At 71.1% G+C, this 15,796-nt stretch carries 10 protein-coding genes; 2 read left to right on the top strand and 8 right to left on the bottom strand.

What is annotated here, in order from left to right:
• Nucleotides 1–176 precede the first annotated feature (176 nt).
• Nucleotides 177–2,537 carry a phosphoketolase gene (locus D7X30_RS27315; protein WP_120565914.1) on the top strand — a complete coding sequence of 787 codons (2,361 nt, stop codon included), beginning with the start codon at nucleotides 177–179 and terminating at the stop codon, nucleotides 2,535–2,537.
• On the top strand, nucleotides 2,534–3,709 hold the full coding sequence (locus D7X30_RS27310; RefSeq protein WP_120565913.1) for an acetate/propionate family kinase: 1,176 nt from the start codon (nucleotides 2,534–2,536) through the stop codon (nucleotides 3,707–3,709). Before D7X30_RS27315 ends, D7X30_RS27310 begins: the two co-directional genes overlap by 4 nt.
• A 639-nt stretch (nucleotides 3,710–4,348) precedes the next feature.
• Here the strand turns inward: D7X30_RS27310 and D7X30_RS27305 are convergent.
• The 8 genes from D7X30_RS27305 to D7X30_RS27270 form a co-directional block, all read right to left on the bottom strand.
• Nucleotides 4,349–5,467, bottom strand: a complete 1,119-nt coding sequence (locus tag D7X30_RS27305) for an LptF/LptG family permease (protein WP_120565912.1) — start codon at nucleotides 5,465–5,467, stop codon at nucleotides 4,349–4,351.
• Nucleotides 5,464–6,576: an LptF/LptG family permease gene (locus tag D7X30_RS27300; RefSeq protein ID WP_120565911.1), complete on the bottom strand. Its 1,113-nt coding sequence runs from the start codon at nucleotides 6,574–6,576 to the stop codon at nucleotides 5,464–5,466. The genes D7X30_RS27305 and D7X30_RS27300 overlap by 4 nt, the downstream gene beginning before the upstream one ends.
• Nucleotides 6,573–7,832: a phosphoribosylamine--glycine ligase gene (gene purD / locus D7X30_RS27295; protein ID WP_120565910.1), complete on the bottom strand. Its 1,260-nt coding sequence runs from the start codon at nucleotides 7,830–7,832 to the stop codon at nucleotides 6,573–6,575. Before purD ends, D7X30_RS27300 begins: the two co-directional genes overlap by 4 nt.
• Nucleotide 7,833: 1 nt before the next feature.
• The gene (locus D7X30_RS43670; RefSeq protein WP_120565909.1) at nucleotides 7,834–10,812 is read right to left on the bottom strand and encodes a zinc-ribbon domain-containing protein; all 2,979 of its coding nucleotides are present in this window, start codon (nucleotides 10,810–10,812) and stop codon (nucleotides 7,834–7,836) included.
• A gap of 4 nt (nucleotides 10,813–10,816) precedes the next feature.
• Nucleotides 10,817–12,361: a bifunctional phosphoribosylaminoimidazolecarboxamide formyltransferase/IMP cyclohydrolase gene (gene purH, locus D7X30_RS27285; RefSeq protein ID WP_120565908.1), complete on the bottom strand. Its 1,545-nt coding sequence runs from the start codon at nucleotides 12,359–12,361 to the stop codon at nucleotides 10,817–10,819.
• 106 nt (nucleotides 12,362–12,467) lie between these two features.
• Entirely contained in the window at nucleotides 12,468–12,959 is a 492-nt protein-coding gene (locus D7X30_RS27280) for a sigma factor-like helix-turn-helix DNA-binding protein (protein ID WP_014397952.1), read from the bottom strand.
• Between the two features lie 57 nt (nucleotides 12,960–13,016).
• Nucleotides 13,017–13,541, bottom strand: coding sequence for a MerR family transcriptional regulator (locus D7X30_RS27275; protein ID WP_014397953.1), 525 nt, complete (start codon nucleotides 13,539–13,541; stop codon nucleotides 13,017–13,019).
• 159 nt (nucleotides 13,542–13,700) lie between these two features.
• Complete coding sequence (locus D7X30_RS27270; RefSeq protein ID WP_120566055.1) at nucleotides 13,701–15,788, bottom strand: serine/threonine-protein kinase; 2,088 nt, start codon at nucleotides 15,786–15,788, stop codon at nucleotides 13,701–13,703.
• Nucleotides 15,789–15,796: the final 8 nt, after the last annotated feature.

Here is a 15,796-nt window from a genome sequence, read left to right as displayed (position 1 = left end):
AATGTGTCCCGAGGGGACCAGGGCGTGTGGTGCATCCGACGGGCGCCCGATACTCCTGCCGCTGTCGGGAAACCGACGCGCCCCACTTTTCCCATCGCAGACATTGCATGGCGTGGGTCAGCTGGAGTCCCATCCCTCTCCGGGGGATGCACGGCCTTCACCTCGGGAGATGAAAGATGGCGGGTCCGCTGAGTGACGACGAGCTTGGAAAGATTGACGCCTACTGGCGCGCGGCGAACTACCTGTCCATCGGGCAGATCTACCTCAAGGACAACCCGCTGCTGGAGCGGCCCCTCACCCGCGAGGACATCAAGCCCCGGCTGCTCGGGCACTTCGGCACCACGCCCGGCCTCAACTTCATCTACGTGCACCTGAACCGCATCATCCGGAACCACCGGGCCAACATGATGTATCTCATTGGCCCCGGCCACGGCGCGCCCGGCATCATCGCGAACACGTTCCTCGAGGGCTCCTACACGGAGCTGTATCCCAACATCGAGCGCAACCGCGACGGCATGAAGCGCCTGTTCCGCCAGTTCTCCTGGCCCTACGGCGTCCCCAGCCACGACGCGCCCGAGGTCCCCGGCTCCATCAGCGAGGGCGGCGAGCTGGGCTACTCGCTGCTCCACGCGTACGGCGCCGTGCTGGACAACCCGGACCTCATCGTCCCGTGCGTCGTCGGTGACGGCGAGGCGGAGACGGGCGCGCTCGCCGCGAGCTGGCACTCCAACAAGTTCATCAACCCCATCACCGACGGCGCGGTGCTGCCCATCCTGCACCTCAACGGGTACAAGATCGCCAACCCCACGGTGCTCGCCCGCATCGACGCAGACGAGCTGGAGGCCCTCTTCAAGGGCTACGGCTACACGCCCTACTTCCTGGAGGGCGACGACCCCAAGGACATGCACCAGCGGATGGCGCAGGTGCTGGACACGCTCTACGCCGAAATCACGCGCATCCAGCGCCACGCCCGCGAGAAGAACGACCCCACCCGCCCGCGCTGGCCCATGCTCGTGCTGCGCACCCCCAAGGGGTGGACCGGCCCGAAGGTGGTGGACGGCAAGCCCGTGGAGGGCACGTGGCGCGCCCACCAGGTCCCTCTGGAGGAGGTGCGCGACAACCCCGAGCACCTGAAGATTCTGGAAGCGTGGCTCCACAGCTACCGGCCCCGCGAGCTGTTCGACGCGAACGGCACCTTCCGCGAGGAGCTGGCGGACATCGCGCCCAAGGGCCGGCTGCGCATGGGCGTCAACGTGCACTCGAACGGCGGCCAGCTGCTGGTGCCGCTCGTGCTGCCGGGCTTCCGCGACTACGCGGTCGACCCGGGCGTCCCGGGTTCCAAGCAGGTCAGCGCCACCAAGGTGCTGGGCGGCTACCTGCGGGACGTGATGCGCCACAACCTGGCGGCGAAGAACTTCCGCATGTTCGCCCCGGACGAGAACGCGTCCAACCGGCTCCAGGACGTGTATGCCGTCAGCGGCAAGAGCTGGGACGCGAAGCAGGAGCCCACGGACGAGAACCTCTCCGTCGACGGCCGCGTGATGGAGGTCCTGAGCGAGCACCTCTGCCAGGGCTGGCTGGAGGGGTACCTGCTCACCGGACGCCACGGCTTCTTCTCCTGCTACGAGGCGTTCATCCACATCATCGATTCGATGTTCAACCAGCACGCCAAGTGGATCAAGAGCGCCAAGGAGCTGCCGTGGCGCAAGCCCATCGCGTCGCTGAACTACCTGCTCAGCTCGCACGTGTGGCGGCAGGACCACAACGGGTTCTCTCACCAGGACCCGGGCTTCATCGACCACGTGGCCAACAAGAAGGCGGACACGGTGCGCATCTACCTGCCGCCGGACGCGAACACGCTGTTGTCGGTGGCGGATCACTGCCTGCGCTCGAAGAACTACGTGAACCTCATCATCGCGGGGAAGCAGCTGTCGCCGGTGTGGCTGGACATGGCGAGCGCCGTGCGCCACTGCTCGGCGGGCATTGGCGCGTGGGACTGGGCGGGTAACGACGACGGCGACCCGGACGTGGTGATGGCCTGCGCGGGCGACGTGCCCACCATGGAGACGCTGGCCGCGGTGACGCTGCTGCGCGAGTGGGCCCCGGAGCTCAAGGTGCGCGTGGTCAACGTGGTGGATGTCTTCACGCTCGCGCCCGTGCACGTCCATCCGCACGGGCTCAACGAGGAGGACTTCAACCGCCTGTTCACCACGGACAAGCCCGTGGTGTTCGCGTTCCACGGTTATCCCACGCTCGTGCACAAGCTCACGTACAACCGGGCCAACCACGGCAACATCCACGTGCACGGGTACAAGGAAGAGGGCACCACGACGACGCCGTTCGACATGACGGTGCTCAACGACATGGACCGCTTCACCCTGGCGCTGGATGCCATCCGGCACTCGAAGGCCGCGCGGCACCGGCTGGGCGACGCGGAGCAGCGCTTCTCCGAGGTGCGCCAGCGGCACAAGCTCTACGTGTCCGAGCACGGCGAGGACATGCCCGAGGTGGCCAACTGGAAGTGGACCACGCGATGAGCGACCCGGGCGCGGTGCTGGTCATCAACAGCGGCTCGTCGTCGCTGAAGTTCGGCCTCTACGTCGAACAGGGCGGCCAGGAGTCAGTGCGGTTCAAGGGAAGCGCGACCCGCATCGGCGCGGAGCAGGGCCGGCTGGTCGTGAAGGACGGCGCGGGGAAGCAGGTGCGCGCGGTGGACGTGCGGCATCCGTCGCAGGAGGACGCGTTCCGCGAGGCCGTGCGGCACCTGGAGGAGCTGGGTGGAGAGCGGCCCCGCGCCATCGGGCACCGCGTGGTGCATGGCGGTCCCCTCCTGCGCGAGCACCAGGCCCTGACGCCGGAGGTGATGAAGGCGCTGGAGAAGGCGACGCACTTCGCGCCGCTGCACATCCCTCCGGCGCTGCGGCTCATCCGCGCCACCGAGCGGCAGTACCCGGGCGTGCCGCAGTTCGTCTGCTTCGACACGGCCTTCCACGCGACGCTGCCCGAGGTCGCGTCGACGCTCCCCCTGCCCCGCTCCGTAAGGGACCAGGGCGTGCAGCGGTACGGCTTCCACGGCCTGTCGTATGAGTCCATCGTGGCGAGGCTCGAGCCCCAGGTGCCCGCGCGCACCGTGGTGGCCCACCTGGGCAACGGCGCGAGCCTCGCGGCGCTGGAGCGCGGGCGCTCCGTGGACACCTCCATGGGCTTCACGCCCACCGGTGGCATTCCCAGCGGCACCCGGACGGGCGACCTGGATCCGGGCGTGCTGCTGTTCCTGATGCGCACGGGCGGAATGGACGCGGATGCGCTGGAGACGCTGGTGACCCACGACGCCGGGCTTCGGGGCTTGTCGGAGGGGACCAGCGACATGCAGGCCCTCACGCGTGACGAGGCGGCGGGCAATGCCGCGGCGGCGCTGGCGGTGGACGTCTTCACACGAAGCATCGCGAAGACGGTGGGTGCCTACGCGGCGGTGCTCGGCGGCCTGGACCTGCTCGTATTCACGGGCGGCATCGGGGAGAACAGCGCGCGGGTTCGCGAGGGCGTGTGCGGGAGGTTGGGCCACCTGGGCATCCAGTTGGACGCGCAGCGGAACGAGGCGGGCGCGGCGGTCATCACGACCGATGCGTCATCGTGTCTGGTGCGTGTGCTGCCAAGCGATGAGGAGGTTCAGCTCGCCCGTCACACGCGCCGGCTCCTCCGAGGATGAAGCCCCCTGCCCCTCCGGGCCCGAATTCCACTCGTACTGCGGGGAAGTGAGAACCCCGCAGCCCCCCTTCGGCGGGCGGCGACACGCTCGAACCTGTCCGACAGTCGGACAGGTTTTGGAACTCCTCGGCCGCCCGGGGCCTCCGCGACGCCCGGGCCGCGGAAACCTGTCCGACAGGCTTGGAGTCCCTGGACGGGCGGGATGCCCGCGAGGTCGGACCGCGGAAACTTGTCCGACTGTCCGACAGGTTTTGGGGTTCCTGGACCGGCGGGGGCCCGCGAAGTCGGACCGCGGCAACCTGTCCGACTGTCCGACAGGTTTTGGAACTCCTCGGCCGCCCTGGGGTCTGCGCGACGCCCGGGCCGCGGAAAGCTGTCCGACTGTCCGACAGGTTTTGGACGTCCACAGCCGGGAGCATCCATGGCATCCGGGCCCCCGACGCCGGTCTGACAGTCGGACAGGTTTTGAATGCCCGTAGCCGGAGGGGCGCCGCGCCAACTGGGTCCCGGAAACCGGTCCTACTGTCGGACAGGTTTTGGATGTCCTCGGATGGAGGATCCGCGACAGCCGGCCCGCGGAAACCTGTCCGACTGTCCGACAGGTTTTGGGGTTCCTGGACCGGCGGGGTGCCTGCCGGGCTCAGGCCTGCCGCGTCACGCTTCGGCGCGGGAAGTGCAACAGGCCTTCGCGGCGCAGCCACAGGGCCGCCGCCACCACGGTCAGCAGCGTCGTGGGCATCCAGGCCGCCACTGCGGGCGCCAGACGCTCGGTGAGCACCAGCGTGCGGGACACCACCATCAGGCCCCACATCGCCACGGCGATGAGCAGCCCCTCCACCACCGCCGCCGTCAGGTGCCCGCGCCGGTTCGTCCGCAGCGCCAGGCCCACCGCGAGCAACGCCGCGGGCAGCCCCGCCAGCGGATACGCGAAGCGGTTGTGCCACGCGAGCTGGAAGGCCTTCGTCGCGAGCCCCACCTCCGCTCTGGCGACAATCTGTTCGCCCAGCTCTCCCAGGCGCATCTGCTCCGGACGGCCCGGCCGGATGCGGAACGTCGTCGCGCCCACGCCCAGCTCGTACTCCGCGGTGGGCTGCTGCGTCACGGACGTGCGCCCGTCCTCCGTGAACGTGCGCTCCACCACGTCCGTCAGCTCCCAGCGCGTACCCTCCACCGGGCGCATCCGCCCCGCGTCAACGCGCCGTCGCAGCTTGAACTCCGGCGTCAGCGTGAAGATGGAGACATTCTCGAAGCCCTCCTGCGGGTTGCCGCCTCGCAGGAAGAAGATGGAGTCCCCCCGCCGGAACCACTGCTTCGGCGTGTAGTACATCCGCCAGTCGCCCCAGCGGTTGAAGCGCTGCGTGGTGATTTCATCCACGCGCCGGCCCGCTCGCGCGGCCACCGTCTCGTCGAACGCCACCAGTCCCACGCACGCCACCAGCGCGCAAATGCCCACCGGCAGGTACAGCGACGCCGGCCCGAAGGTGAGCGCCCGGAGCGCCGTGACCTCCCCCTTCTTGCGCAGCGCCGACACCGTGGTGCCCGCCGCCAACAAGAGCGCCGCCGGCCCCAATTGCTGCACCGTCACCAGCGCCTTGTAGCCATAGAGCTTGAGCACATCCAGCACCCAGCCCTCGCCGCCGTAGGCCTTCGCGCGGTCCACGAAGTCCACCACCAGGAACACCGCCACCACGCCCGCCAGGATGCCCAGCGTGTAGCGCACGTACGCGCCCACCACGTACCGGAAGAGGGTGCCCTTCATCGCACCGTCCCCGAACGCGTCACGCGGTACAGCGCGAACGCCCCCACCACCATGAAGAGCACGTTCGCCAGCTGCCCCGCGACGAACACCGGCATCTGGCCCTTCTGTCCCATCTGCTCGAAGGCGCGGCTCAAGAGGTAGTAGAGGACGTAGCCGCCCAGCGTCAGCAGGTAGCCCCACGCGCGGCCCGACTGCCTGCGGCCAATCGCCAGCGGCGTGCCCAGGAGCGCGAACGCCACCGGCGCCACCGCGTTGCCCATCCGGCTGTGCAGCGCCATCAGGAAGGGCCGAGAATCCTCCCGCCGCTCCTCCGCGTCCTTCGCCGCCGCCAGGAGCTCCACCGGCGTCAGCTCCTCCTTCGGCGAGCGGAACCGGTTGCGCCGCGACAGCGACCCGCCCAGCCCCACGTTGATCTCCGCCTTCTCGAAGGCGACGACGCTCGCGTCCACCGAGGAGCGGTTGGCGCGGTGCACCTCGCCTTCCTTCAATTCAATCCGCAGCGCCTCGCCCCGCTCGGACGTGCCCACGCTGCCCTTGTGCGCCAGCACCAGCAGCGGCGAACTGGGGTCGCGGTCGTCGTGCAAGAGCACGTTCGTCCACCCGCCGCCCTTGGGCGCCACCTTCTGCGCGTACAGCGTCAGGTCGCTCAGGTCCTCGTAGAAGACGCCGGACTTCACGTCGCCCGCGACGTTCTTCTGGATGACCTCGCCCACCAGGTCCTTCACGCCCGTGAGGCCCCACGGCTCCACCGTGGACGTGAGCAGCACCATGAACGCGCTCAGCGCGATGCCCACGCCCAGCGGCGCCGCCAGCAACTGGAGCGGGCTGATGCCCAGGGCCTGAAGAGACGTGAGCTCCCGGTCCTCGCCCAGCCGCCCCAGGCCCAGCAGGATGGCCAGCAGGAACGCGATGGGCAGCGCCATCACCAGGAAGTGCGGCGCCAGGTACGCGATGAGCCGGCTCAGGTCGACCAGCGTCACCGCCGAACCCAGCAGCACGTCCGTGCCGCGCAGGAACTGCATCACGAACAGCAGCAGGAACATGAACGCCACCCAGACACCCAGGGGGACGAGCAGCTCCTTGAGCAGATAGCGCGCCAGCAGCTTCACGGCCGCGCCCGCAGCCCCCGCGCGCCAATGTCCCGGCGGAAGTGCTTGCCCTCGAAGCGCACGGCGTCCGCCGACTCCAGGGCCCGCTCGCGCGCCGTCGCCAGGCTGTCGCCCCGAGCGCACACCGTCAGCACCCGGCCGCCCGCCGTCACCAGCGCGCCGTCCTGCTTCGCCACGCCCGCCAGGAACACGGGAGCGTTCGACGCCACCGCGTCCAGCCCTTCAATGCGCTGGCCCTTCTTCGGCGCCTCCGGGTAGCCCTCCGCCGCCAGCACCACGCCCACCGACGCGCCCGGGAACTGCTTCAGCGGCCGGGGCTCCAGCGTCCCCTTCGCGCACGCCTCCATCAGCGGCAGCAGGTCCTCGTCCACCTGCATCATCAGGACCTGCGTCTCCGGGTCGCCGAAGCGCGCGTTGAACTCCAGCACCTTCGGGCCGGACGCCGTGAGCATCAGCCCCGCGTACAGCACCCCGCGCAGCGGCGTGCCGCGCTTCTTGAGCACCGCCAGCGTGGGCGCGATGACCTGCTCGCCCACCTGGGCCAGCTGCGCCGGCGTGAGGAACGGCGCCGGGCAGTACGCGCCCATGCCGCCGGTGTTGGGTCCCGTGTCGCCCTCGCCCACGCGCTTGTGGTCCTGCGACAGCGGCAGGAGCACGTAGCGCTCGCCGTCGCACAGGGCCATCAGCGACACCTCCTCGCCCTCCAGCAGCTCCTCCAGCACCATCCGCTGGCCCGCCTGCCCCATCTCCGCCACGGCGCGCACGGCGTCGCGCGCGGCCTGAGCGTCCGGCGCGACGATGACGCCCTTGCCCGCGGCCAGGCCGTCCGCCTTCACCACGATGCGGCCCTGCGCCACGGCGTACGCCTCCGCCTCCGCCGCGTCGGTGAAGACGCGGAAGGCCGCGGTGGGCACGCCCGCCTCCGCCATGATTTCCTTGGCGAAGGCCTTGGAGCCCTCGATGCGCGCGGCCGCCGCGACGGGGCCGAAGCACGGGATGTCCACCTGCGCCAGCGCGTCCGCGACGCCCGCGACGAGCGGCGCCTCCGGGCCCACCACCACCAGGTCCACGCGCTCGCGGCGCGCCAGCGACACCACCGCCTCCGGCGAGTCCGCCTGCAAGGGCACGTTGGTGCCCCACCGCGCCGTGCCCGGGTTGCCCGGGCCGACGAGGAGCCGCGAGAGACGAGGACTCTGGGCCAGCTTCCACGCGAGCGCGTGCTCGCGGCCGCCCGACCCCAGCAACAGGACCTTCACGTCAACCTCGCTCGTCCAGTTTGAAGAGCAGCTTCTTCGCCGGGAAGTAGGACGGGTCCAACCCCACCACCTTCTCCAGCACCGCGCGCGCCTCCTGCGGCTTCGACGTCACCAGCAGTTCCGCCAGCTTCGTCTGCGCGGACAGCATCTTCGGCGCCACGTCCAACGCGGACTGCAACGTGCGCATCGCGCCCGCCACGTCCCCGGCCGACGCCTGCGCGAGCCCCAGCGACAGGCGCGCCACCGGCAGGCCGCGCTCGACACCCACCGCGCGCTCCGCCAGGTTCCGGGCCTGCGGCCCCTTCGTGTCCAGCGCGATGAGCGCCCGGTACGCCTGCGCACCGCCGCTGTTCGCGTTCACGTCCACCACGGAGCTCAAGAGCCGCTCGGCCGTCTGCCGGTCCCCCTGATGGAAGCGCACCAGGGCCTCGTAGAGCAGGGGCTGCACGTCCTCCGCGCGGTCGCCCAGGGACTTCACCACGTTCTCCACGCCCACCAGCGTGTCGCCCGGCCGCAGCCAGAAGCGCGACAGCGCGGGCCGAGGCGCCAGCCGCAGCGGGTCCCACACGCGCGCCTCCAGCACCGGGTAGAACAGGCGGAAGGCCTCGTCGCGCTTCTTCGCGCTCGCCGCCGCCACGCCCTCCAGCAGCTTCGCGTCCATGCGGCGGTCGTCCAGCCGCACCGCCTGCTGGAAGCGCTCCTGGGCTCCGGCCACGTCGCCTTCCAGCAGGTGCACGCGCCCTTCCAGCACCTTCTCCAGCGCCGCGTCCTGCAGCCGGCCCTGGAAGCCCTTCAGGTGCTCGCGGGCCAGCGCCGCGTCCTTCTGCGCCAGCGCCACCAGGAACCACTGCAGGTGGGCCTCCGGCATCGCCGGCACCGCCTTCAGGGCCGCCGCCGCCGCGCTCGCCGCACCGGCGTCATTGCCCGCGGTGCGCTCCGCCGCGGCCAGGTGGCTGAAGATTTCGGAGGCGTCACGCGGGCCGTAGCGGGACGCGTTCTTCGTCAGGTCCTTCAGGGCGCGCACGGCTTCGCGCGCGTTGCCCTCCGCCTGGTAGCGCAGCACCGCCAGCGCCAGGGAGGCGCGCACGTCGCCCGCCTTCGCCTTCAGCCGGTCCTCGTACAGCTTGCGCGCGCGGGCGGTCTCCCCCACCTCCACGTAGATGCGGGCGGCGGCCTCCAGGCTGTTCCAGTCCTGCGGATCCAACTCCATCCGCTGGCGCAGCTGCTTGAGCGCCAGCCCGTACTGGCCAGCCTGCTCGTGCGCGAGCGCGCTGTAGTAGTCCACGCGCTGGAGGTTCGGCGCCAGCTTCCGCGCGGCGTCGAACTCCTGGTTCGCCAGCTCGCGTGACGTGGCCACCTGGGAGCGGCCCAGCACCAGGTGCGCCTCCGCCTTGTAGGCGTCAGCGGCCTTCGGCTGGGACAGGACCTCCGTCGCCAGCCGCGCCGCCTCCTCCAGGTTGCCGGCCTGACGCGAGCGCGCCAGCAGCAGGTTCGCGTGCGCGACGAGCAGCGCGGGCGTCTCGCCGGCCATGCCCGTCGCGGCCTGGATGAGCTCGCGCGCCTCCTGGAAGGAGTTGTCGTCCATGCCCGGACCGCGCCCAAGCGCCAGCGCCTGCACGTACCCGGCGATGGCGTCCGCGCTGTGGAGGTCGAGCAGCAGCGCCTGCTGGAAGGATTCCTCGGCTTCCGTGTAGGCGATGCGCTGGTCCATCGCGAGCTGCTTCTGGCCGGCGGCCAGGTGCTCCGCGCTGGTGCCCTCCAGCTCCAGGAACTGGAGCTTCCACCGGCCCACCGCGGCCAGCACCTCCGGAGGCACCGCGGCCGGAGCGGGCGGCTGCGCGTCCCGGATCCGCTGCTCCTGCTGGGGCTTGTGCACGAGGAAGTAGTAGCCCGCGCCACCGGCCCCGAGGACCGCCAGCGTCAGCAGGCCGAAGACTCCCGCACGGCTGCCGCCGCTTCCACCACGCTGCGCGCTGCGGACCGGCGCGGCCGTGATGTGCGACGTGCGAGCGGGCTTCACCGAGCTCACGCGGGAGTCCAGCGCCAGCGCGGTGGCACCCTCGGAGAGGGGTTCGTCCCCGGACGAGGTGCCGTCCAGGCCGCTCATCACGGGCAGATCCACCAGGGCGCCGCCGCCGGTCGGAGGCGGCGCCGCCTCGGGCGCCACCACCACGGAGGACTCCCGGGGGAACGCGGACTCGCGCTGCTTGCAGGCCTCGCAGATGCCCAGGGCCTGGTCGAAGGGGTCCGTCAGGTCCTTGCCGCACGAGCGGCAGTTCTTGTGCGTCTCCGCCTTCGGGACGACCGGCGCGGGCGCGCGGGCGGACATGCGGCCCAGGGACACCGCCCCGGCGGGAGGCGAGGAGCCCCGTCCGGGCGTGGGCGCCGGCGCGGCTTCCGGCTCCAGGCCCGCGGGCGCCGGGCCCAGGAAGTCGAGCAGCGGGTCTTCCGGAACGGCTGGCGTCGCGGGAGCCGCCACCGCGGGCGCGGCGGGCACGGGAGGAGCGGGCCTCGCGGCGGGCGCCGCCTTGGAAGCGGCCGGCGGAACCGACGGGCCCGGATTGGCGAACGGGTCCGCGGGAAGGCCCCTTGAAACCTGCGACGCGGGCGGCCCCAGGTCCGCGAACGGGTCCACGCTCCCCGGCGGCCCCAGCTCCGGCATCTCGCCGAAGTCCCCGAAGAGGTCCGACTTCGCGGCCGACTTCGGCGCGGCCAGAGGCTCCGGCGGTTTCGCCGCGGCGGCCGGATTGCTCCGGGGCTCGCGTGCGACCGGAGGCGCCGGTGCGGCCGCGGGCGGCTTCGGCTCGGCGGCGGGAGGCACGGCCCCTTCAGCGGGAGCCGTCACGGACGCGGCCGAGGCCTCCCGCTTCACGAGCTGGAGGTGACGGCAGCGGGGACACTGCGCGCGGACGCCCTTGGTCGTGATCAACCGATCGTCGATCGCGTAGGCCGCCGCGCATTTCTGGCAGACGATGCGCATGAAGTTAGTGGCGGAAGTGTCGCACTCCCGTCACCACCATGGCCATCCCATGTTCATCCGCGGCGGCAATCACCTCCGCATCCCGGACAGACCCGCCCGGTTGGATGACCGCCGTCGCCCCCGCCCGGGCCGCCTCGTCCAGCCCGTCCCGGAAGGGGAAGAAGGCGTCCGAGGCCACTGCGCTACCCTTGAGGGCCTCGCCACCCCGCGTCATGGCGATGCGCACGGAGTCCACCCGGTTCGTCTGCCCGCCGCCCTGGGCCAGAAGCTGCGCCGGCGCCGCGAAGACGATGGCGTTGCTCTTCACGTGCTTGCACACCTTCCAGGCGAAGCGAAGGGCCCGCTCCTCCTCCGGCGTGGGGGCGCGCTTGGACACCACCTTCCACTCCAGGGGCGGCTCCACCGCGTCCCGGTCCATGAGCAGCATTCCCCCGGACACGCTGCGCGCGTCCACCTGGGGCCGGGGCGCCGCCGTGGCGGACGCCAGCGCGGGGCCCGCCTCCAAGAGGCGCAGGTTCTTCTTCCCGGCCAGCACCTGGAGCGCCACCGCCGAGTACGACGGCGCGATGACCGCCTCCAGGAACGTCTCCGCCATGGCCTTCGCCGTGGCCTCGTCGACTTCCCGGTTGAAGGCGACGATGCCGCCAAAGGCGCTCACCTCGTCCACCGCGCGGGCGGTGCGGTAGGCCTTCTCCAGCGCGTCGTCCACCGCCACGCCGCACGGGGTGTTGTGCTTGATGACCACCGCGCAGGGCTTCTCCGGAAACTCCAGGACGAGCCCCAGGGCCGCGTCCAGGTCCAGGATGTTGTTGTACGAGAGTTCCTTGCCCTGGAGCACCTTCGCGAAGGCGACGGACGGCTCCTTGGGCGCGGCGTATTCCTTGTAGAAGGCGCCGCGCTGGTGCGGGTTCTCCCCGTAGCGCAGGCCCTGCACCTTGCGGAACGCGAGCGACAGCTCCTCGGGGAAGGGCTCCTGGGCCTCGCCGGACAGCCACCCGGAGATGGACGCGTCGTAGGCCGCCGTGTGCGCGAACGCCTTGCGCATCAGCCGGCGCCGCGTCTCCAGGCCCACCGACTTCTGGCCCTCAATCTCCGCGAGCACCGGCGCGTAGTCGTCCGGGTCCACCACGATGGCCACGTGCTTGAAGTTCTTCGCGGACGCGCGGACCATCGCCGGCCCGCCGATGTCGATGTTCTCGATGACGTCGTCCTCGCCCGCGCCGGACGCCACCGTCTGGCGGAACGGGTAGAGGTTCACCACCACCAGCGAGATGGGCTCGATGTGGTTCGCCGCCATCTCCGCCTTGTCGCTGTCCAGGTCGGGACGGCCGAGGATGCCACCGTGGATGCGGGGGTGGAGCGTCTTCACGCGGCCGCCGAGGATTTCGGGGCTCTGCGTGTGCTCGGACACCTGGGTGGCGGGGATGCTGGCGGCCTTCAGGGCCTCCAGGGTGCCGCCCGTGGAGAGCAGCCGGTAACCCAGCCGCACCAGGCCCTGGGCAAAGGGGACCAGACCGCGCTTGTCGGAAACGCTCAGGAGAGCCAGCACGTGTGCGCCTCGCAATGGGTGGGGGTGGCGCGGGTCCTAGCAACCACCCCCTGGGGTGTCAACGCAACACGTCACCCCAGGCCCGGCGCGAAACAGTGCCCTGCCCTCAGGGCTTGCGGGCAGACACGGGAGGCTCGGCCTCCGTGGCCTCGCGCAGCTTCATCAGGCCGCGCGTCTCCACCTGGCGGATGCGCTCGCGGGTGAGGTTCATGATTTCCCCCACCTCTTCCAGGGTGATGCCGCCCTTCTCCGCCACGTCCAGGGCGCAGGTGTGCTCCAACTCCGTGATTTCCTTGTCCGGGAAGTTGAGCTTGATGGAGCCCGTCTCCGGGTTCACGTCCAGGTAGAGGTTGTGCTTGCAGGACACGAAGAGGCACGGGCGCGGGCCGTTGATGCAGTCCGCGCGGGTGCGCGGCCGCTGCTCGTCCACGAGCTTGAGGGTCTCCGCCTCTTCCGGGTCCAGCTGACCGGCGAGCCTGCGCCGGCGCAGGTCGCGCGCCATCTCCTTGCGCGACATCGTCTTGGAGCGCCGGCGTTCCGCGGGCTGCTCCTCCTCATTCCCCCCCTCGCCCTCCTGCAGCTGCTTCACTTCCGACATGTTTCGTCCTCCAGATGCGCGGAGTCTAGCCGGTTCAACAGGACCCTGGGGGGCATCCTATTGTGGCCGGAGCGTTTCGTCTTCACGCGCCGTGACGGCGCTGCCCAACCGGGCGACATCGCGGACCAGATCCTGCGCCCGTTGCCTGAGCGTTGCCAACTGGGCTTCAAGTGACCTCCTGCGTTCTCCTCCCAGGGGCCGTCCTCCCAGCTCCTCCTGGAACCCGTCCAGTACTTCCGACAGGTCCCTCTGGAGCTGGTCGATGTGGTTGCGGTGGAACACGAAGGAGCGGCGGATGTCCTCCAGGGTGTGTCCTTCGGCCATCATCTTCTTGATGACGTTGATGCGCCGCACCGCTTCCACCGGGTAGAGGCCCAGGCTGCCCTGGTGCTTCCCCTTGCGGCCCACACGGCGGCTGCGGGGGAGCAGACCGGCCTGGACGTACTTCCGGAACGTCGCCTCCGAGAGCCTCACGCCCCGGGGCCGGAAGATTTCCAGGATCGCGTTCGCGGGAAGCCCGCCCGCGTTTTCGCGCTCGATGCGCTCGAGTTCCTCGGGCGCGAGCAGGTCCATCGATTCCATTGAATAGAGGCTACTGAATGGACGCCATAGGTGCCAGATTCGCGCGTCATTCGTCAAGGAAGACGAGCAGGCGGGCGGACGGACGTCGTCCGGCCGACGCTCCGCGCCGGCTGCCGGGGGCTTCAGGTGATGGAGGGAACGGAAGGGGGCTGCTTCAGCTCAGCGACCGCGGGGCGCGCGGAACTCCTGAATCACGGTGCCGTCGGCGGGGACGACGACGGTGAACGTCTTCTTGCTGGTCGGATGCTGGAAGGTCACGGTGTACGTGCCGGCCGGCACCTTGTAGGTCGCGCGGCCCTGCACGTCCCCGAGCCGCTTCGCGCCCAGGTAGACGGTGGCGTAGGGGGTGGCCTTCACCTGGAGCGTGCCCATGGCCTTCGCCGAGTCCGCGGCGGGCGGCGCCGTGGCGGGGTCCGCCGTGGGCGTCGTTGCGGGGGCGGCCGGTTCGGTGGACGGAGGCGGAGTCAGGGCGGCTTCTTCGCGCCGCTGCCCTTCCAGCTCCGCGTCGACGGTCTCCGCGGCCGGCGTGCGGGCGGGCTCGGCCGGGGGCACCGGGGTGGTGGCTGGAGGCGGGTTCGCCGCCGGGGCCGTGGCCTGCGCGGGCGGGCTCCCCTGCCCCGCGTCCCGAGCACCCGTGTTCGAGCGGGCCACGGCGAGGACACCCACGAGGCCCGCGAGCCCCACCGCGGTAGCCGCGGCCCACAGGGCGCGCTTGCGGTTCGGCGCGACGGGGGGCCCCGGCTCGGTGGCGGAGACCGTGTCGAGCTCGCGGTCGTCGGCGCCGGAGAGGTCTTCCGCGAGAGGTGCGACCCGGCGCGCGGAGGAGGTGTCGGCCTTGCCAGCGGAACCGGCCCGGCGCGCGGAGGCGGTGTCTGGCTTGCGGCTCGAGGACTCCTCCCGACGGCGCGCGGAGGCGGATGACCGCGAGCCTCCGCCCCCGGGACGGTCTGCGGACGCACCGGCGTCGTCATCGGCGGAGCCGGTCCAGGCCATGGAGTTCTCGTCGCTCGGGGACTCAGCCCTGGCGGCGGGGAACTCGCGGGATTCGCTGCGCCTGGCGAGCGGCGCTTCCCTTCCCATGGACTCCAACGGCATCTGCGGCGTGGGCTGCGGAGGACGGCCGTTCGGAGCCGGTTCTTCTCGCGACAGCACCAGCGTCGTCCCGTGGCGGTCCTCATCCGGCGAAGCGCCCCGCTTCGCTCCCGAGGCGTGCTCGCGCGACGGCATCACCGCCGTGGGTTCGCGGGGCGGCGCTCCGGCGGCGGGCAGCGCTCCATCCGCCAGCGCGGTGCGCTCCGGGAGCGCGGGCAGCGCCTGGTTGCTGGCCGCGATGGGGAACAGCGGCCGGACGAACGCGCCCACGTCGGTGTCATCGACGGAGCGGGCGTGGTTCAACACGCACTGCGCCAGCGCGCGCTCCAGCTCGCCCGCGGTCTGGAAGCGCTTGGACAGGTCGCGCTCCAGCGCGCGGCAGATGGCGGCGTCCAGGTCCGGCGGCACGTCCGGGTTGAGGCGCGCGGGCGGCACGATGGAGCTCTCCTGCACCGCGCGCAGGACGGCGATCTCCGAGTCCCCCTGGAACAGGCGCCCGCCGGTGAGCAGCTCCCACAGCACCACGCCCAGCGCGAAGACGTCGGTGCGCACGTCCACGTTCTCGCCCCGGGCCTGCTCGGGCGACATGTACGCGAACTTGCCCTTGAGCACGCCGGGGTTCGTCAGCTTGTTGCCCGCCTTCGCGATGCCGAAGTCGGTGAGCTTCACCGCGCCGTCGTAGGACACGAGCACGTTGTGCGGCGTGACGTCCCGGTGCACCAGGTTCAAGAGCTCGCCGTTCACCCGCAGGCGGTGGGCGTAGTGCAGTCCGCGCGCGACCTCCGCGCCGATGTGCGCCACCAGCACGGGCGGCATCGGCGTCATCGACTCCTTGCTCCGCTTGCGCAGCTCCCACAGCGAGCAGCCGCGCACGTACTCCATCGCCAGGTAGTAGGTATCCTCGTGCTTGTCGAAGTCGAAGATCTGCACCACGTTGGCGTGGTTGAGCCGCGAGGCCAGCCGCGCCTCCGCGATGAACATCTGCACGAAGTCCGGGTCGCTCGCGAGGAACGCCCGCACGCGCTTGATGACGACCTCCTTCTCGAACCCCTCCGGCCCGCGCGCGGTGCACAGGAAGATCTCCGCCATGCCCCCTTCGGCGAGCTTGCGGCGCACGACGTACTTGCCGACGTGGGTGCCTGCCTCGAGCGTCACGGAAGGGT

The organism is Corallococcus sp. AB011P (genome assembly GCF_003611605.1).
Lineage (GTDB): Bacteria > Myxococcota > Myxococcia > Myxococcales > Myxococcaceae > Corallococcus > Corallococcus coralloides.
This window is presented reverse-complemented; position numbering and strand designations above follow the sequence as displayed.